This window comes from Tepidimonas ignava, from assembly GCF_004342625.1.
Lineage (GTDB): Bacteria > Pseudomonadota > Gammaproteobacteria > Burkholderiales > Burkholderiaceae_C > Tepidimonas > Tepidimonas ignava.
Map to the genome: position 1 here is coordinate 107,704 of NZ_SMAH01000004.1, position 17,472 is coordinate 125,175.

Consider the following 17,472-nt stretch of genomic DNA (forward strand, 5'->3'; position numbering starts at 1 on the left):
GGCTCGTGACAAGAGGGAATACCCTAAGCATAGCGGAGCCGTTGCGGCCGTGCAACTTATTTTTTTGGGGTCAGAGTACTATTATTGTCAGCCAGTTTGCTGTCTCGATTTATTTGGGGACAGAGTCGTTGGGTGCAGACCCTTTGCGCGGACGCCCCGGACGGGCTGGCTGCACGCGCCGGCCGCTGCTGGCTTGCAACGCCGCCAAAAACGCATCGTCGCCGAGGGGCCAGCCGTGCAGCGCCGCACGGCGCAGCGCGTCGCGTTGCGAGGACGTCAAACCCTGCGCCACGCGCTGACGGTACGCCGCCTCGCGCGCGAAAGGGGTGTCGCCCAGCGCCCACCAGGCGGGCGGCGGCTGCAGGCCACGCCACATCTGCATGCCGCTGTAGTGGCGGTGGCTGCTCCACGGGTGGTGCTCGGGCTGCGCGCACAGCCCCGCTTCCAGCGGCAGCGTGTCCAGCAGCACCAGCGCCGGCAGCGCCCACGACGGCGCCAGCACCGCCGCACGGTAGCGCCCCTCCCACAGCGTGCCGCGGCGCCCGTGGCGGTCGTTGTAGAGCCGAACGTAGCGCCGCCCCACCCCTTGCATCAGCCGCCCCAGCGCGCCGTCGGTGGCGGGGGTCAGCAGCAGCCATACCTCGTTGGGCAACAGCGCAAAGCCGTGCCAGGCCACGCCCTCGCGCGCGGCCAGCTCGGCCACCGCATCCAGCAGCCGGTGGGCGTCGGTGTCGTCGGCCACCACCGGCTGGCCGTTGTGGCCCCGCCACACCACCAGGTGCAGGTGGCCGGCGGCGCGCAAGCGGGGTAAGCGAGCCATCGTGCCCCTACCCCCCGCGCTGTGGCGCCGGCTGCGCGCGTTGCCAGCGCGCGTGCAGCGCCACGGCCAAGCCGCCACCCAGCGCGCAGCACGCGGCGTTGAACAGCCACGACCACTGCCACCCGCCCACGCGGGCCGCCCACCACGCCACCAGCGGTGGGCCGACAAACTGCCCCAGCGACGACAACTGCTGCACCCAGCCCACCGTGGTGGACACCGTGGTGGGGCTGGGCGCCAGCCGCACCGCCAGCGCGAACAACGTGCCCGGCACCAACCCACCCAAGGCCGAAAACACCAGCACCGCGCCGTAGGCCAGCGGGGCCGGCGCCGTGAAGGTGCCCAGCGCCCCCACCGCCATGGCGCCGTAGCCCAACCACAACAACCGCCGCACCGGCCAGCCCTGCGCCAGCAGCCGGCCGGCCACGATGTTGCCCACCAGGTTGACCCCTGCGGCCAACGCGCTGGCGCTGCCCACCCACCACAGCGGCCAGCCGGCCTGGGTGTACAGCGTGGGCAAAAAACCCACCACCGCCAGCCACTGTCCCGAATAAACCCCGAACGCCAACGCCACGAGCCACGGCCCCGGTGCGGCCAGCGTCTGCCGCAGACCACCCCACGCCGCACGCAGCGCCGCCGTCCCCCCTTGCGCGGGTCCATCGGCGGGAACCTGCCGCGCCACGACCCACGCGCTCAGCGCGGCCACCCCAGCCAGCAGCGCCCACATCGGGCGCCAACCCCACGCCGCGTAGCCCCACGGCGCCAGCAGCAGCCCCAGCGCCGCCCCCATGGGCATGTAGGCCCCCCACCAGCCCAATGCACGGGCCAGCAGCGTCGGCTGGCTCACCAGGCGCCGGATCAGGCCGGGTGCGGGCAGCACGGCCATCAAAAAGCCCACGCCCTCCACCGCCCGCGTCCCGAGCAACCAGACCGGTGTCGGCGCCAGCGCCCCGGCGGCGCTGGCCACCGCCAGCACCAGCAAGCCCGCCAGCATCACCCGCCGCGGCCCCAGCCGGTCGGCCACCTGGCCCAGCATGGCGCCCAACGTCATGCCCGCCAACTGAATCAGCGACAGCAAAAAACCGCCCTGGACAAGCGTCACCCCCAGCTCGCGCGCCAGCACCGGCAGCGCGGGCGGCAGCTTGCCCACGTGCAACGCGCTGGCCACCCCCACGGCCACGATCCACATCGCGCCCGCCGGAATACCCCGCACACCCGCGCGCGCCATGGGGTCAGCCTCCAAACAGGCGCTGGCCAGTCAAGCGCTCATGCTCGCGAATCGCGTAGCGGTCGGTCATGCCAGCGATGTGGTCCGCCGCGCGCCGCCGCAACGACACGTTCACGTCAGGCCGGGGCGGGGGCAACAAGGTCGGCTGCGCGCAGTAGGCGCGGTACAAATCACGCACCACCTGGCGCGCGCGCGCGGTGGTGTCCAGCACCTGCGGGTGGCGGTACAGGTTGACCAGCAAAAAGCGCTTAAGCTCGGCGCTGGCCTGCCGCATCCCGGCTGAAAACCCCAGCAGCGGCCGGCTGGCGCGCACCTCGTCCAGCGTGCGCACGCCCGCGTCGCGCAGCGCGGCGCGCGTGGCGTCAATCACGTCGTACACCTGGGCGCTGAGCATGCGCCGGATCGATTCGTACAACAAGCGACGCCCCTGCAAGCGGGGGAACTCGGCCAGGGCTTCACGCCGGAACTGGTCAAACAACGGCACCGCCTCCAGTTGCTCCAGCGTCAGCAGGCCGCTGCGCACGCCGTCGTCGATGTCGTGCGCGTTGTAGGCGATTTCATCGGCCACGTTGGCCAGCTGCGCCTCCAGGGAGGGCGACTGCCCGCGCAGGAAACGCGCACCCACGCCATTGGGCTCGCGCGCCTCGAGCCACTCGGCGTTGGCGCGCGAGCAGTGCTTGAGGATGCCTTCGCGCGTCTCGAAGCACAGGTTGAGGCCGTCGAACGCCGGGTAGCGCTGCTCCAGCGCATCGACCACGCGCAGGCTTTGCAGGTTGTGCTCGAAGCCGCCGTGCGGCTCGTCGGGGCCGCGCGGCTCCTGGGCGGCAGGGCCGTCGTCCTCATGCAAGCAGGCGTTGAGGGCGTCTTGGCCGGCATGGCCAAACGGGGTGTGCCCAAGGTCGTGCGCCAGCGCGATGGCCTCCACCAGGTCCTCGTGCAACCCCAGCGCGCGGGCGATGCTGCGCCCGAGCTGCGCCACCTCCAGCGAATGCGTCAACCGGGTGCGGAACAGGTCACCTTCGTGGTTGAGAAACACCTGGGTCTTGTACACCAGGCGCCGAAACGCGGTGGAGTGGATGACGCGGTCGCGGTCGCGCTGAAAGGCGTTGCGCGTGGGGGCGGCCGGCTCGGCGTGGCGCCGCCCACGGCTGCGCGCGGGGTCGCAGGCGTACGGCGCCAATGCACTCGGCGGTTGGGTGGTCCACACCGGCGCGTCCATGGGCCCGCCCCGCACGCCCGGCTCACACCGTGCCGGCCGCCGCAGCCGCAGGCTGCGCGCTGCAGGCCTCGATGACCTCGGCCACCAGCGCGTCCGGCACCGGGCACAGGTCGGCGTGGCCCTGCTCATCGACGACGACGAAACGGATGGCGCCCGCGTCGGCCTTTTTGTCCACCCGCATCAGCGCCAGGTAACGCGCCACGTTGTCGTCGCCCAGCCGCGGCGCGCGCGTGGGCAACCCGGCCGCCGCGATGAGGCGGGTGAGCCGCTGCACATACCCCGGCGAGACCCGCCCGAGACGCTGCGACAGGTGAGCCGCCATCACCATGCCACAGCCCACCGCCTCGCCATGCAGCCACCGGCCGTAGCCCAGCCCCGCCTCGATGGCGTGGCCGAACGTGTGACCAAAATTCAGGATCGCGCGCAGCCCCGATTCGCGCTCGTCCTGCCCCACGACAGCGGCCTTGATCTCGCAGCTGCGCCGCACCGCGTGCGCCAGCGCGGCGGGATCACGCGCGTGCAGCTGCGCCAGGTTGGCCTCGATCCAATCCAGCAGCGCCGGGTCGGCGATGGGGCCGTATTTGATCACCTCGGCTAAGCCGGCGTTGAACTCACGCTCGGGCAGCGTACCCAGCGTGGCCAGGTCACACACCACCCGCACCGGCTGGTAAAAGGCGCCGATCATGTTTTTACCCAACGGGTGGTTGATCGCGGTCTTGCCCCCCACGGACGAATCGACTTGCGCCAGCAGCGTCGTGGGCACCTGCACGAACGGCACACCCCGCATGTAGCACGCGGCGGCAAAGCCGGTCATGTCGCCGACGACCCCACCACCCAAGGCAAACAGCACCGTCTTGCGGTCGCAGCCCTGCGCCAGCAAGGCATCGAAGATCAGGTTGAGCGTCGGCCAGTCTTTGTGATCCTCGCCATCGGGCAGCACCACCTGCAGCACCCGCGGGTAGTGCGGTTGCAACGCGGCGCACAGCCGCGCCGCGTACAGCGGGCCCACGGTGGTGTTGGTCACGACCACGGCGTTGCCCGCGCGGGGCAGACCCGCCCACGTGGCCGGGTCGTCCAGCACGCCTGTGCCGATGACGATCGGGTAGCTGCGCGCCCCCAGGTCAATGGTCACGGTGTGCAGCACCGTCGGCGCTTCGGCCGGGGTGGGCAACGGGGCGTTGGTGGAACGGGCGGCGGTGGTCATGCCGCAAGTTTAGCCGTGCGCCTGTGCCTGCGCCGGCACGGACGGTGGGGCCCCATCGCCCAGCTCCAGCTGCATCAAGATCATGTTGACCAACGTAGCCACCGTGGGCCGACCGGTTTCGATGACGTAGTGCGCCGTCTCACGGTACAGCGGATCCCGCACCGCGTACAGATCGCGCAGCCGCTGCAACGGGTCGGCCACTTGCAGCAGCGGGCGCGTGCGGTCGTGCCGCAAACGCCGATACAACTCCTCCGGCGTGCTGCGCAAGTAAAACACCCGCCCGCGCGCGCGCAAGCGTTGCCGGTTGAGCGGCCGCAGCACCGCACCGCCACCCGTGGACAGCACGCATGGCGGCCCCTGGGTCAGCTCGTCCAACACCGCTTCCTCGAGGTCGCGAAACGCCTCCTCGCCCTCGCGCTCGAAGAACTCGCGGATCGTGCAGCCGATGCGGTCTTCAATGACCGCATCGCTGTCCACAAACGGCACCTGCAGCCGCCGCGCCAACTGCCGCCCGACGGTGGATTTGCCGGCCCCGGGCAGACCGATCAAAGCCAACGTCGTCACTGCCCCCCCATCACGGCCGGCAGCACCCGTGGGGTCAAAAAGACAATCAACTCCTTGCGATCCAAACTGTTGCGCTTGGAGCGAAACAGCGCCCCCACCGCCGGCAAGTCACCCAACCCGGGTATTTTTTGGTTATCCACCGTCTCTTCCGATCGAAAAATACCACCGATCGCGACCGTACCCCCGTTGTCCACCAGCACCTTCGTTTGCACTTTGTTGGTGTTGATGGCCACGCCCCCCGGCAGGATATCGCCACGGGAATCCTTCGAAACCTCCACGTCCATGATGATCGAGCCGTCCGGCGTGATCTGAGGCACCACATCCAGCTTCAACACTGCCTTCTTGAATTGAACCGTTGTGCCTTGATTGGCCGATGAGGACTGATACGGAATCTCTTCGCCTTGCTCGATCACCGCTTTTTTGAGGTCGGACGTGATCAAGCGGGGACTTGAAATGACGCGCACGCGACGGTCTGCCTCCAATGCGGATATTTCCAGACTCAACATGCGGGTCAGCGAGGCGTTGAAGATCGTAGCGCCGATAGCCCCGGCCGCCGTGGTTGCTGCCTGCGCCAGCGACTGTGCCGGCAGGTTGACCATCGCCGGACTGATGGTGGGCGACGTTGCCCCGTACGATCCGCCAACCGAGGTCAACACCCGGCTGCCGTTGGCGGTTCCTAAGCTGGCCCCGCTGATGATGCCACCAAAGCGCACACCCAGCGACTTTCCGACCCCCTCGTCGGCTTCAACAATACGCGCCTCGATCAACACCTGACGAACCGGGATATCGAGCAGACGAATCAATTCGGCAATTTTTTCAATCCGCTCCGGTACGTCCATCACAAAAAGGCGATTGGTTCTTGGCTCCGCTACAGCCACACCACGCTCGCTCAGAATGCGAGTGCCCGAGGTAAACAACGACCGACTTTCACCGGACACCTGAGCACCTTCGTTGGCGCTGCTGCGCTGAGCAGCACCCTCTCGCGCGACCATGTCAGCCCCCATCAGCTGGGCTGCCACATCCGAGGCTTTGGCATAGTTGAGCTGGAACGATTCGCTGCGCAACGGAATCAGCTTTTGCTCCAGCGCCTTTTGTTCCAGCGCCTGCTTGGTCTCTTCCGCCAACTCTTTCTTCGGCGCCACACGGATCACGTTGCCCGTGCGTGTCATGCCCAGACCCTTGGCCTCGAGGATGATGTCGAGCGCTTGGTCCCACGGCACGTCCTTCAGGCGCAGCGTCAGGCTGCCCTGCACCGTGTCGGTGGTGATGATGTTGAAGTTGGTGAAGTCCGCGATGACTTGCAGCAGCGCGCGCACGTCGATGTTTTGAAAATTGAGCGAGAGCTTTTCGCCGCTGTACTTGGGTCCCTGCACGAGCTTGGTCGGGTCGGCTTTGAGCGGGCGCACCTCCAGCACGAACTGCTTGTCGCTTTGGTAGGCGCTGTGCTCCCAGTCGCCGCTGGCTTCGACGAGCAGCCGCACGCGGTCGCCGGTCTGCGTCGCGGTGATGGTGCGCACCGGCGTGCCAAAGTCGGTGACGTCGAGGCGGCGTCGCAGCCCTTCGGGCAAGGTGCTGCGCTGAAACTCGACCACGACGTTGCGTCCCTGCGGGCGAATGTCGACCGGCGTTTGGGCGTTGCCCAGTTGCACGATCACGCGCCCCGCCGCGTCGTCGCCACGGCGAAAGTCAATGTCCGCCAAAGGCGCCGCGCTGGCGTCGGGCGCAGCCGCGGCGGCAAAGGTCGGGCCCGCGTCGGCCGTCGGTGCCGCGGCCACCGGGGGCTGCAGGGTCACCAGCAGCACGTTGCCTTCCGCGCGCGCCTCGTAGGGCACCGACCGGTTGAGGTTGAGCACGACGCGGGTGCGTTCGCCGGCTTCGATGACGTTGACGGAGCGCAGGTTGCCTTGGTTGACCTCGAACACGGTTTTGCCCGTGGCGTTACGGGTGCCGGCAAAGTCCAGCGCGATGCGCGCCGGTGACTGAATCGTGAACGTCGGTGGCACCCCGGGCAGCGAGGCTTCGGTCTCGATGCGCACGACTTCGACGCCGCCGCTGACCTGGGTGCTCACCGCCCGGATCGCACCCTGCGCCCACGCCCAGCCGTGCGAACACAGCACGCCCAACCCCACGGCCCACCCCACCCAGCGGCCGGGCCGCCGTGCGGTCGCTGCGGGCCGCCGCCCCTGGTACCCGAGTCGCTCGTTCATTTGCCAGTTCCTTCCTGCAGCTGCAGCGTCGTGGTGCGCTCCACCCATTCGCCAGCGGCGTCCTGCACGATTTCGCGCAGGGTGATGTGGTTGTCACCGATGGCGGTGACGCGCCCGAAGTTTTGCCCCATGTAGTTGCCCACGCGCACTGGGTACAGCAGGCCATTGACGCGCACCAAGGCCACGCGTCGCCCGCCCTTGTCCAGCAACCCCACCATCGCCATCGTGTCCAGCGGAAAATCCTCCAGCGGCTCGCGCTTGCGGTTTTGCTCGGCCGCCAGCAAACGTGACAGCGCCACGTTGGCACTGTCACTGCGCAGCGCGCGCACAAGCTTGTCGTCGCTGAACGGCGACAGTTCCAAAGCCACCGTGTATTGTTCAGGCTGAAACACGCTGGGGGCCTTGACAGGCTCGACTTTGGGCGTGGCCTGGGCGCGTTGCTGCGCCATCCACTGGGCAAGGTCATCATCCCGGGCGCCGCAGCCGCCCAGGATCATAAGCACGCCCACCAGCGCGGCGATACCCCAACCTCGCTCCGGCCTCATCGCTTGCCTCCCTGGGCTTTTTTGGCTGCGGCTTTGCGTTCCAGCACCTCCTCGGGGTCGAGGTAACGGAACGTCTTGGCCGTGGCTTCCATGGTCAGCAGTTCGTTGCGGTTGGGCGCGGGCGCGATCGACAGGTTGTTGAGCGTGACGATGCGTGACAGGTGCGCCACATCGGCCACAAAACGTCCGATGTCGTGGTACGAGCCGGACACGCGCACGGTGATGGGCAACTCAGCGTAGTAGTCGCGCACGACCTCCTGCCCCGGCCGGAACAGCTCGAACTGCAATCCGCGGCCGATGCCCGCCTGGTTGATGTCGGACAGCAGCGCGTCCATCTCGGCGCGGTTGGGCAGTTGTTTTTCGAGCTGCGCCACGTACTGGCGCACCTGTTCCAACTGCCCTTTGAGGGTGTCCAGCGCCACCGCCTTGGCCACCTTCTGGGTGTACTGGGTGCGCAAGTCGGCTTCGCGGCGCTGGGCGTTTTCCAACGCTACGGCCTGGTCCGACAGCCAGACGTACCACAGCCCCACCACCACCAACACGCCCACCGCCAGCAGCAGCAGGCCGCGCGGCAAGGCCGGCCAGCGCGAAGGGTCGTTGGGATCAAGGTTGGTGAACTGACGGCGCAGCTGCGTCTGCAGCGCCGCCACGTCGATGGCGGGCTTGCGGGCGGTTTTGGCTCGGGGGTTGGCCATGGGGTATCCCTCGTATGGTCCTTCAGGCCGATGAACCGCCCGCTGGCGCCGCCGTCGAAGCCGGGGCTGGCGGTCCTTTGGCCTGCTGCACCCGCAGCGAAAAGTTGAACACGCGCCGCTGGCCGCCCGGGTTGAGGTTCATCGTCGCGGCCGCGATTTCGATCAGTTGCGGCTGCGTCAGCCAGGGGCTGGCCCCACCCAGGTTGCGCAGCAGCTCCGACACCCGCTCCTGCGACTGCGCCACGCCGGTGATGGCGATCGAAGCCCCATCTTGCTTGATCGAGCGCAGCGCCACCCCGTCGGGCAGCTGCCGCACCAGTTCGTTGAGCAGGTGCACGGGCAGGTTGCGGTCGGCCTGCAGGCTCTCCACCGCCTGCTGCCGCGCCTTGAGGGCGTCGAGCTCCTCTTGCAGCGTCGCGATCTCTTTGATCTGGGCGTCGAGCTTGGCAATCTCAGTTTGCAGCAGGTGGTTGCGCGCTTCTTGCGCACCGATGCGCATTTCGTACAGCGTGTACACCCCCACGGCGATGCCCACCCCAACCAGCACCGCCAGCACGAGCTGGGTGTAAAACGCCTCACGACGCTTTTTGCGCGCCCACTCGCGGTGCGGCAGCAGGTTGATGGCGATCATGACGCAAACCTCCGCAGCGCCAACCCCGTGGCCACGAGGTACGAGGTGGACTCCAGCGCCAGCCGCGCGGCCGGGATCGAGGGCGGCACCGCCATGCCATCGAACGGGTTGACGATGCTGGCCGCGAAACCGGTCTGCAGGGTGACCGTCTGCGCCAGCCCGGGCAAATTGGCCGACCCGCCCGACAGCAGGATGTGGTCCACCCGGTTGTGGGGGGTGCTGGTGAAGAAAAACTGCAGCGCCCGCCCCAGCTCCTGGCCCAAGCTGTCCAAAAAGGGCTGCAGCACCGCCTGCGCGTAATCCGGGGGCAGCGCGGCGCCCCCCTGCTTCTTTTTGAGCTCGGCTTCGTCGCGGCTCAGGCCGTACTGGCGCGCGATCATCTCGGTCAGCCCCTCGCCGCCCACCGGCTGGTCGCGCTCGTACACCATGTCGTCACCGCGCACCACCTGCAACGTCGTGGATTGCGAGCCGATCTCAAACAGCGCCACCAACTGCTGGCGCCCGCCCGGCAAACGGTCGATAGCCCGCCCCGCCGCCAAGCGCGACGCGTAGGGCTCGACGTCCACGATGACGGGCTGCAACCCGGCGGCCTCGGCCACGCCCTGGCGGTCGTTGACCTTTTCTTTGCGCGCGGCGGCCACCAGCACTTCCTGGTAGCCCGCAGCGGTGCTGGAGGGGCCGATGACGCAAAAGTCCAGCGCGACATCGGTCAGCGGAAACGGGATCAGCTGCGCGGCTTCGGCCTCGACCTGGATTTCGAGCTGGTCTTCGTCCAGCTCGGCCGGCAGGCTGATCTTGCGGGTGATGACGGCCGAGCCCGGCAACGCCAACGCGGCGCGCTTGGTGCGGGTGCCCGCTTTGCGCACCAGCCGCCGCAGGGCTTCGGCCACTTCGTCGAACTTTTCGATGTTGCCGTCCACCACCCAGCCCCGCTCCAGGGGTTCGATGGCGCAATGCAGCAGGCGCAGCGCCCCGCCACGGTCGCGGTCGAGCTCCACCAGCTTGACGGTGGAGGAGCTGATGTCGATCCCCAGCAGCGGGGCTGGTTCTCGACGCAACAGGGCATTGAACGCAAACAAATCCCACCCCCACACTCGACCACGTGCCACACGGCGCGACACTCGATTGCTGCCGATCCTAGCAGTTTCATCGGCCGGTGGCTACCATCGGTGCCGTCGAGCCCCGCAGCCACGTTGCTACGAACCCACAACACACCGTGCCAGGGGGCTTCCTATAATGCCGGCCAGCCTATGGCCTCCGCCCCAACGCCTCCCCCACCCCAGCACGCGCCCGCCCGCAAGGCCCAACCCAGGCCCTGGTGGCTGCGCGGGTTGCTGGGCACCTTGGGCGTGGTGGCGGCGCTGCTGGCTGCGGGCGCCATGCTCACGGCGCTCGGGTTGGCGCTGGCCTACCCCAACCTGCCCGACGTCAGCGAGCTGGCCGACTACCGACCCAAGCTGCCGCTGCGCATTTACGCCCGCGACGGCACGCTGCTGGGCGAGTTTGGGGAAGAGCGCCGCATCGTGGTGCCGTACGAGGACATCCCACCGGTGATGATCAACGCCGTGCTGGCCATCGAGGACGCGCGCTTCTTTGAGCACGGCGGCGTGGACTACCGGGGCCTGCTGCGCGCGGCGCTGGCCAACCTGGGCGAAGCCAAAAGCCAGGGCGCCTCCACCATCACGATGCAGGTGGCGCGCAACGTCTACCTCTCCAGCGAAAAGAGCTACCTGCGCAAGCTGTACGAAATCTTGCTGACGTTCAAGCTGGAGCACATGCTGACCAAGGAACAGATCCTGGAAATCTACATGAACCAGATCTTCCTGGGGCAGCGCTCGTACGGTTTTGCCGCCGCGGCGCAGGCCTATTTTGGCAAGCCACTCAAAGACTTGACGGTGGCCGAAGCGGCGCTGCTGGCGGGACTGCCCAAAGCGCCCTCGGCCTACAACCCCTACCGCAACCCCAAGCGCGCGCGGGCACGCCAGCTCTACATCATCGATCGCATGCTGGAAAACGGCTTCATCACCGAAGCCGAGGCCAAGGCAGCGCGCGCCGAGCCGCTGCGCCTGCGCCGCGGCGCCGACGACGATGGCGTGCGTGCCGAGTACATCGCCGAGATGGTGCGCCAGACCATCGTCGAGCGCTACGGCGAGCACGCCTACACCGCCGGGCTGCAGGTGTACACCACGGTGGATGCCAACCTGCAGCGCGCCGCCTGGCGGGCGCTGCGCAACGGCGTGCTGGCATTCGAGCAACGGCAGTTCTACCGTGGGCCGGAGCGTTTTATCGACCTGCCGGCCGACCCGGCCGCGCGCGAAGCCGCAATCGACGAAGCGTTGGCGGCATTGCCGGACAACGACACGCTGCTGACCGCGGTGGTGCTGTCGGCCAGCCCGACCAAGGTGGTGGTCACGCGCGGCGACGGCGGCACCATCGACGTCACCGGCGCGGGGCTGGACCCGGTGCGCTCCGGCCTGGACGCCAAGGCGCCGCCGCAGCTGAAGCTGCGCCCAGGCGCGGTGGTGCGCATCGTGCAAACCCCCCAAGGGTGGGTGTTGACCCAAACGCCCGAAGTCGAAGCGGCGTTCGTCGCCGTCGACCCGCGCGACGGCGGCATCCGCGCGCTGGTGGGGGGCTTTGACTTCGAGCGCAACAAGTTCAACCGCGTCACCCAATCGCAGCGCCAGCCGGGCTCCAGTTTCAAGCCGTTCATCTACTCGGCCGCGCTGGAAAAGGGCATCATGCCCGCCACCGTGGTCAACGACGCGCCGCTGTTTTTCCCGGCCAGCGTCACCGGCGGCAAGCCGTGGGAGCCCAAAAACTACGACGGCCAGTACGACGGTCCGATGACGGTGCGCACGGCGCTGGCTAAATCCAAAAACATGGTCTCGATCCAAATCCTGCGCGCCATCGGCACCGATTACGCGCAGCAGTGGATCACCCGCTTCGGCCTCGACCCGGCCAAGCACCCGCCGTACCTGACGATGGCGCTGGGCGCCGGCGCGGTCACGCCGCTGGAAATGGCCGCCGGCTACGCCGTGTTCGCCAACGGCGGGCACTACCTGCCGCCGGTGCTGATCACCCGCATCACCGACCCCAAGGGTCGGGTGCTGCTGCAAGTCCCCGGGCAACAGACGGACGAGGCCAACCGCACCCTGCCCGAGCGCAACGCCTTTGTGATGAGCCAGTTGCTCAACGAAATCACGCGCAGCGGCACCGCGGCGCGCGCCCAGGCCACGCTCAAGCGCCCGGACGTGTACGGCAAAACCGGCACCACCAACGACGCGCAGGACGCGTGGTTCGTGGGCTTTCACCCCACCTTGTCAGCCGCCGCCTGGTTGGGCTACGACCAGCCCCGCAACCTGGGCCGGCGCGCCACCGGTGGGGCGCTGGCGCTGCCGATCTGGATCGACTTCATGGCGCAAGCGCTGCGCAACGAGCCGGTGCACGAGCTGCAACCACCGGCGGGTGTCGCCTTCAGCGGTGGCGACTGGGTGTTCGAAGAATACGCTGGCGGCAACTACGTGCGTCGGCTGGGCTTCGAGGGTGACAGCAGCGTGCCCGCCGCTGGCGACGCCGCGCCCGAGGGCGAGCGGCGCAGCATCCTGGATTTGTTCCGCAACTGAGCGCGGACCGAACCAACGCCGTGTTCAGGGCCGAAACGTCAGCGGCATGCCGGCTTGCGCCGAGGCCTCGCGCGACAGGTGGGCAAAAAACTCCCCGGCGCCCTTGGTGTCCATCCAACGCTGGCCGTCAAAGCGGTAGTGGTAGCCGCCGGAGCGCGTGGCCATCCAAATCTCGTGCAACGGCTTTTGCAGGTTGATGACGATTTGGCTGCCGTTGCGAAACGTCAGCGTCACCATGCCCCCGACGCGCTGGTTGTCGATGTCGGCGTCGGTTTCGTCGTTGAGGCGGTCGCAGTTGAGCTCCACCGCCTTGAGCACGCCTTCGGCGCGGTCCAGGTATTCGAGGTCGGTCATCGCTAGAATCGCCGTATGCCTAAGCGCCCCATTGTAGGCCGCCGCTGGGTGTGGCTGGCCGCCGTTTGCCTGATGACCCTGGGCGGATGTGGCCAAAAAGGCCCGCTGACCCTGCCCGCCACGCCCTCTGCCGCCGCTGCCCCGACCACGCCCGATGCCCCCCGCTGACCCCACCCCCCCTTACCTGCCTGGTGCCCCTTACGTTGCTTACCGTGACGGCGAGCTTTGGGTGGAAGATGTGCCGCTGGCGCAGCTGGCGCGCGAGCATGGCACGCCCTTGTTCGTGTACTCGCTGGCGGCGCTGCGCGCGGCCGCCGCGGCGTGGCAGCAGGCGCTGGCCGGGCGTGACGCCCAGGTCTGCTACGCGATGAAGGCCAACTCGACGCTGGCCATCGTGCAGGCGCTGGTGCAAGCCGGCTGCGGCGTTGACATCGTCTCGGGTGGGGAACTCGCGCGCGCGCTGCGCGCGGGCGTCCAACCCCCACGCATCGTATTTTCCGGGGTGGGCAAGACGCGCGCCGAGATGCGTGCCGCGCTGCAAGCGGGCATCGGCTGCTTCAACGTGGAAAGCCGCGCCGAGCTGGAGGTGCTCGACGCCGTGGCGCGCGAGCTGGGCGTGCGCGCGCCGGTGAGCCTGCGCGTCAACCCGGATGTCGACGCCCAGACCCACCCCTACATCTCGACGGGACTGCGCGACAACAAATTCGGCATCGCGCACGAGGAGGCTTTGGACGCGTACCGCCACGCGGCCCGCTTGCCCGGGCTGCAGGTGGTGGGCATCGATTGCCACATCGGCTCGCAAATCACCACGATCGAACCCTACCTGGATGCGCTGGACCGGGTGCTGGATCTGGTCGAGGCGATCGAGGCCGAAGGCATCGCCCTGCACCACCTGGACTTGGGCGGCGGGCTGGGCATCGAGTACCACGGTGAGCAGCCCCCCACGCCGCAGGCGCTGGTGCAGGCGCTGCTGGCACGGCTGGACGCGCGGGGCCATGGCGGGCGGCGTTTGCTGTTCGAGCCGGGGCGCTCGCTGGTGGGCAACGCCGGCGTGTGCCTCACCGAGGTGCTGTACCTCAAGCCCGGCACGGGCAAAAACTTCCTCATCGTCGACGCCGCGATGAACGACCTGCCGCGCCCGGCCATGTACGAGGCATGGCACGCGATCGCACCGGTGCGCCTGCGCAACGACGCGCCGACCACCGAGTGGGATGTGGTGGGGCCGGTGTGCGAAAGCGGCGATTGGCTGGGCCGTGGGCGGCGCCTGGCCGTGCAGCCGGGCGACTGGCTGGCGGTGGGGTCCGCGGGCGCTTACTGCATGAGCATGGCCAGCCACTACAACACGCGCGGCAAGGCCGCCGAGGTGCTGGTGGCCGGCGCGCGCAGCCAGCTCATCCGCGCGCGCGAGACGGTGGCCGACCTGTGGCGGCAGGAGCGCGCGCTCGCGCTCGACTGAAAGCGTGGACGAGCCGCCACAGCAACAACAAGGCCAGCGCGGCACCGTACACCCACACGTCGTCCCACAGACGTTTGCCACTGCGCATCCAGGCGAAGTGCAGCAGCACCAGCAACGCCACGGCGTACACCAGCCGATGCAACGCGCGCCAGCGTCCCGCCCCCAGCCGCTGCACGGCGCCGTCCCATGACGTGGCCGCCAACGGCACCAGCAACAGCCACGCCACCATGCCCACCGCGATGAAGGGCCGCTGGCCCACGTCGGCCAGCACCGCCGACACGTCGCCCGCCTGATCCAGCCACGCGTAGGCCAGCACATGCTGCGTCGCGTAAGCAAACGACCACAGCCCCAGTCCGCGACGCCAGCCGGCCAGCGCGTGCCAGCCGGTCCAATGCCGCAGCGGCGTCACCAGCAGGGTCAGCCACAGCAGCCGCAAGGCCCAGTCCCCCAGGCCGCGGATCAGCGCCTCGGCTGGGTTGGCCCCCAGCCGATCGGCCAGCGCCAGCGCCCACAGCCACGCCCCGGGCAGTGCGCACGCCAGCCACACCCAGGGCTTGGCGGCGCGCAACACCCGGTTCACGGCCCCCCTGCCCGGCTGCTCAATACCAACGCCGCAAATCCATGCCGGCGTAGAGCTGGCCGACCTGCTCGGCGTACCCATTGAACAGCTGGGTTTTGAGCCTGGGTGCCCACAGCCCGCCCTGCCCCAGCCGCCGCTCGGTGGCCTGGCTCCAGCGGGGGTGCGGCACGTCCGGGTTGACGTTGGCGTAAAAACCGTACTCGTGCGGCGCGGCCACGTTCCATGCCGTGGCGGGCTGCTTGTCGACAAAGCGCACGCGCACGATCGACTTGGCGCTCTTGAAGCCGTATTTCCACGGCACCACCACGCGCAGCGGCGCGCCGTTTTGCGGCGGCAGCAGCTCCCCGTACAGACCCAAGGCCAGCAGCGTCAGCGGGTGACGCGCTTCGTCCATACGCAAACCCTCGACATAGGGCCACAGCAACACGCTGGAGCGCAGGCCCGGCATCGTGTCGCGGTCGGCCAGGCTGTGAAACTCGACGTAGCGTGCGCTGCCCAGCGGCTGCGCGCGCTCGATCAGGTGCTGCAGGCTGTAGCCGACCCAGGGGATCACCATCGACCAGCCCTCGACGCAGCGCAAGCGGTAGATGCGCTCTTCCAACGGCGCCAGCCGCCGCAGGTCGTCCCAGTCCAGCGTCAACGGCTTGGCCACCAGCCCGTCGATCTGCACGGTCCAGGGCCGCAGCTTCATGCGCCCAGCCAGCCGCGCGGGGTCTTCCTTGTCGGTGCCAAATTCGTAGAAATTGTTGTAGCCCGTCACCAGCTCGTACGGCGTGGGCGCTTCGGGCGTGCGCGCGCCCGGCAGCGCCGAGGGCTGCGCCGGCAGCGGCGGCTGACGCCCCGGCCCGGCGCCTTGGGCGGCCATCGACGCGCCTGACCCCCACAGCGCCACCGCCCCCAGCCGCCGCAGCCACGCGCGGCGGCTGGCCCACACCTGCGGCGGGGTGATCTCGCTGGGCAGCGGCGCAGCCATCGTCACATGCGCATCACAGCGCCCCGTAGCTGTGCAGCCCGCTCAGGAACATGTTGACGCCGAGGAAGGCGAACGTCGTGATCGCCAACCCGGTCAGCGCCCACCATGCGGCCACGGTGCCGCGCAGACCCTTGATGAGGCGCATGTGCAACCACGCGGCGTAGTTCAGCCACACGATCAAGGCCCAGGTTTCCTTGGGGTCCCAGCTCCAGTAGCCGCCCCAGGCCTCGGCCGCCCACAGCGCTCCCAGCACGGTGGCGATGGTGAAAAACGCAAACCCCACCGCGATGGCCTTGTACATCACGTCGTCAAGCACCTGCAAGCTGGGCAGCCGATCGGCAATGCGCCGCCGCGCCGCCAGGATGCCGCCCACGATCAGCGCCGACATGCCAAAGTAGACGAACCAGTACCCCGCCCCCTGCTCGGCCGCGCCACGGCGAAACACCAGCGGCTCGAAGCACAGCACGATGCCCAGCAACCACAGCGGCGCCAGTTTGTACCAGCGCGTCTCGCCCGCGCTTTGCTTGATCAGGTAGGCGAACGCCAGCATCGCCGCGATGGCGAAGGTGCCGTAGCCGATGAAATTGGCCGGCACGTGCAGCTTCATCCACCAGCTCTGCAACGCCGGCACCAACGGCTGGATCTGGTGCGCTTCGCGCACCACGGTGTACCACAGCAAAAAGCCCACCGCGGCGCTGACGATCAGCATCGCAAACGCCCCCATGCGACGGGTCTGGTAGCGGTCTTCGTAGTACAGGTGGTACGCCGCGGTCAGCCAGGCGAACAGCACAAACACTTCGTACAGGTTGCTCACCGGGATGTGCCCGATGCCCGGGCCGATCTGGTGGCTTTCGTACCAGCGCACCATCGTGCCTGTGAGCGCCATCACCACCCCCGCCCAGGCGATGCGCGAGCCGAGTTTTTCGGCGGTGTCGCCGCGCGGTGCGAGCAGCCCGATCCAGTAAAACACCGTGCTCATGAAAAACAGCACGCTCATCCACAGGATCGCCGACTGGCTGGACAAAAAGTACTTGAGCGCAAACACGTGCTCGGCACGCCCGAGGTCGGCGCGGCCATCCACCTGGTACAGGCCGATGGCCAGCAGCGACAGCGCCGCCACCCCCACGGTGAGCGCCTGCACCGGCCGCCAAAACCAGGCCAGCGCCACCAGCGCCGGCGCCACGCCAGCCAGGATGGCTTTTTCGTAGCCGTCCATGGCGTGGCCCCACTGCGCGTAGGCCACGCCCGCGCCCACCAGCACCAGCACGGCGTACAGCCAGTCCGACCAACGGCGGCGGGCCAGCCAGCCGCGCGCCCCGCGTTGGGCGGCGCCCTCCAGACGCAGGTCGATGGTTTCGGTTGCGGTGTTCATG

Annotated in this window: 17 protein-coding genes; 3 read left to right on the forward strand and 14 right to left on the reverse strand. The window is 68.6% G+C overall.

Translation table 11 applies throughout. The annotated features are described in order from the left end of the window. Positions 1-109: 109 nt before the first annotated feature. The 10 genes from EDC36_RS04315 to EDC36_RS04360 are packed head-to-tail and all read right to left on the reverse strand — an operon-like array spanning position 110 to position 10,189. Entirely contained in the window at positions 110-820 is a 711-nt protein-coding gene (locus EDC36_RS04315) for a transposase (RefSeq protein WP_132962017.1), read from the reverse strand. Positions 821-827: 7 nt separating this feature from the next. Next, the gene (locus EDC36_RS04320; protein WP_185971240.1) at positions 828-2,045 is read right to left on the reverse strand and encodes an MFS transporter; all 1,218 of its coding nucleotides are present in this window, start codon (positions 2,043-2,045) and stop codon (positions 828-830) included. 4 nt (positions 2,046-2,049) lie between these two features. Then, positions 2,050-3,264: a deoxyguanosinetriphosphate triphosphohydrolase gene (locus EDC36_RS04325; protein WP_132962018.1), complete on the reverse strand. Its 1,215-nt coding sequence runs from the start codon at positions 3,262-3,264 to the stop codon at positions 2,050-2,052. A 22-nt stretch (positions 3,265-3,286) separates the two neighbouring features. Next, positions 3,287-4,468 (reverse strand): 3-dehydroquinate synthase, encoded by a 1,182-nt coding sequence (gene aroB, locus EDC36_RS04330; protein ID WP_132962019.1) that lies wholly within the window; start codon positions 4,466-4,468, stop codon positions 3,287-3,289. A 9-nt stretch (positions 4,469-4,477) separates the two neighbouring features. After that, positions 4,478-5,032, reverse strand: a complete 555-nt coding sequence (locus EDC36_RS04335; protein ID WP_243646466.1) for a shikimate kinase — start codon at positions 5,030-5,032, stop codon at positions 4,478-4,480. Then, complete coding sequence (locus tag EDC36_RS04340) at positions 5,029-7,239, reverse strand: type IV pilus secretin PilQ (protein ID WP_132962020.1); 2,211 nt, start codon at positions 7,237-7,239, stop codon at positions 5,029-5,031. The genes EDC36_RS04335 and EDC36_RS04340 overlap by 4 nt, the downstream gene beginning before the upstream one ends. Beyond that, positions 7,236-7,784 carry a pilus assembly protein PilP gene (locus EDC36_RS04345; protein ID WP_132962021.1) on the reverse strand — a complete coding sequence of 183 codons (549 nt, stop codon included), beginning with the start codon at positions 7,782-7,784 and terminating at the stop codon, positions 7,236-7,238. The genes EDC36_RS04340 and EDC36_RS04345 overlap by 4 nt, the downstream gene beginning before the upstream one ends. Beyond that, positions 7,781-8,479, reverse strand: a complete 699-nt coding sequence (locus EDC36_RS04350) for a type IV pilus inner membrane component PilO (RefSeq protein ID WP_132962022.1) — start codon at positions 8,477-8,479, stop codon at positions 7,781-7,783. The genes EDC36_RS04345 and EDC36_RS04350 overlap by 4 nt, the downstream gene beginning before the upstream one ends. Before the next feature lie 22 nt (positions 8,480-8,501). Further along, positions 8,502-9,110, reverse strand: a complete 609-nt coding sequence (locus EDC36_RS04355; RefSeq protein ID WP_132962023.1) for a PilN domain-containing protein — start codon at positions 9,108-9,110, stop codon at positions 8,502-8,504. Then, a complete protein-coding gene (locus tag EDC36_RS04360) occupies positions 9,107-10,189 on the reverse strand; it encodes a pilus assembly protein PilM (RefSeq protein WP_132962128.1) in 1,083 nt (360 codons plus the stop codon). The genes EDC36_RS04355 and EDC36_RS04360 overlap by 4 nt, the downstream gene beginning before the upstream one ends. Positions 10,190-10,360: 171 nt before the next feature. Here EDC36_RS04360 and EDC36_RS04365 point away from each other — a divergent pair, with 171 nt between their 5' ends. Further along, positions 10,361-12,736 carry a penicillin-binding protein 1A gene (locus EDC36_RS04365; RefSeq protein ID WP_132962024.1) on the forward strand — a complete coding sequence of 792 codons (2,376 nt, stop codon included), beginning with the start codon at positions 10,361-10,363 and terminating at the stop codon, positions 12,734-12,736. A gap of 24 nt (positions 12,737-12,760) precedes the next feature. Here EDC36_RS04365 and cyaY read toward each other — a convergent pair whose 3' ends face one another. Next, complete coding sequence (gene cyaY, locus EDC36_RS04370) at positions 12,761-13,090, reverse strand: iron donor protein CyaY (protein ID WP_132962025.1); 330 nt, start codon at positions 13,088-13,090, stop codon at positions 12,761-12,763. 15 nt (positions 13,091-13,105) lie between these two features. Between cyaY and lptM the strand changes: the two genes are divergently transcribed. Both lptM and lysA read left to right on the forward strand, forming a co-directional pair. Then, a complete protein-coding gene (gene lptM, locus EDC36_RS04375; protein WP_132962026.1) occupies positions 13,106-13,258 on the forward strand; it encodes an LPS translocon maturation chaperone LptM in 153 nt (50 codons plus the stop codon). After that, on the forward strand, positions 13,245-14,546 hold the full coding sequence (lysA, locus tag EDC36_RS04380; RefSeq protein ID WP_132962027.1) for a diaminopimelate decarboxylase: 1,302 nt from the start codon (positions 13,245-13,247) through the stop codon (positions 14,544-14,546). Before lptM ends, lysA begins: the two co-directional genes overlap by 14 nt. Here lysA and EDC36_RS04385 read toward each other — a convergent pair. Genes EDC36_RS04385 through ccsB form a run of 3 tightly spaced genes read right to left on the reverse strand, consistent with a single transcriptional unit; the run spans position 14,482 to position 17,471 of the window. Then, positions 14,482-15,126 (reverse strand): protein-methionine-sulfoxide reductase heme-binding subunit MsrQ, encoded by a 645-nt coding sequence (locus EDC36_RS04385; RefSeq protein ID WP_243646468.1) that lies wholly within the window; start codon positions 15,124-15,126, stop codon positions 14,482-14,484. The genes lysA and EDC36_RS04385 overlap by 65 nt on opposite strands. Before the next feature lie 19 nt (positions 15,127-15,145). Beyond that, the gene (msrP, locus tag EDC36_RS04390) at positions 15,146-16,099 is read right to left on the reverse strand and encodes a protein-methionine-sulfoxide reductase catalytic subunit MsrP (RefSeq protein ID WP_132962029.1); all 954 of its coding nucleotides are present in this window, start codon (positions 16,097-16,099) and stop codon (positions 15,146-15,148) included. Between the two features lie 13 nt (positions 16,100-16,112). Beyond that, entirely contained in the window at positions 16,113-17,471 is a 1,359-nt protein-coding gene (ccsB, locus tag EDC36_RS04395) for a c-type cytochrome biogenesis protein CcsB (protein WP_132962030.1), read from the reverse strand. Position 17,472: the final 1 nt, after the last annotated feature.

Bases quoted from the DNA above. Each gene is read 5' to 3' on its own strand.
- lysA (WP_132962027.1), top strand. From the start codon at position 13,245: ATGCCCCCCGCTGACCCCACCCCCCCTTACCTGCCTGGTGCCCCTTAC.
- cyaY (WP_132962025.1), bottom strand. From the start codon at position 13,090: ATGACCGACCTCGAATACCTGGACCGCGCCGAAGGCGTGCTCAAGGCG.
- msrP (WP_132962029.1), bottom strand. From the start codon at position 16,099: ATGGCTGCGCCGCTGCCCAGCGAGATCACCCCGCCGCAGGTGTGGGCC.
- EDC36_RS04325 (WP_132962018.1), bottom strand. From the start codon at position 3,264: ATGGACGCGCCGGTGTGGACCACCCAACCGCCGAGTGCATTGGCGCCG.
- EDC36_RS04345 (WP_132962021.1), bottom strand. From the start codon at position 7,784: ATGAGGCCGGAGCGAGGTTGGGGTATCGCCGCGCTGGTGGGCGTGCTT.
- lptM (WP_132962026.1), top strand. From the start codon at position 13,106: ATGCCTAAGCGCCCCATTGTAGGCCGCCGCTGGGTGTGGCTGGCCGCC.
- EDC36_RS04365 (WP_132962024.1), top strand. From the start codon at position 10,361: ATGGCCTCCGCCCCAACGCCTCCCCCACCCCAGCACGCGCCCGCCCGC.
- EDC36_RS04355 (WP_132962023.1), bottom strand. From the start codon at position 9,110: ATGATCGCCATCAACCTGCTGCCGCACCGCGAGTGGGCGCGCAAAAAG.
- aroB (WP_132962019.1), bottom strand. From the start codon at position 4,468: ATGACCACCGCCGCCCGTTCCACCAACGCCCCGTTGCCCACCCCGGCC.
- EDC36_RS04315 (WP_132962017.1), bottom strand. From the start codon at position 820: ATGGCTCGCTTACCCCGCTTGCGCGCCGCCGGCCACCTGCACCTGGTG.
- EDC36_RS04350 (WP_132962022.1), bottom strand. From the start codon at position 8,479: ATGGCCAACCCCCGAGCCAAAACCGCCCGCAAGCCCGCCATCGACGTG.
- ccsB (WP_132962030.1), bottom strand. From the start codon at position 17,471: ATGAACACCGCAACCGAAACCATCGACCTGCGTCTGGAGGGCGCCGCC.
- EDC36_RS04320 (WP_185971240.1), bottom strand. From the start codon at position 2,045: ATGGCGCGCGCGGGTGTGCGGGGTATTCCGGCGGGCGCGATGTGGATC.
- EDC36_RS04340 (WP_132962020.1), bottom strand. From the start codon at position 7,239: ATGAACGAGCGACTCGGGTACCAGGGGCGGCGGCCCGCAGCGACCGCA.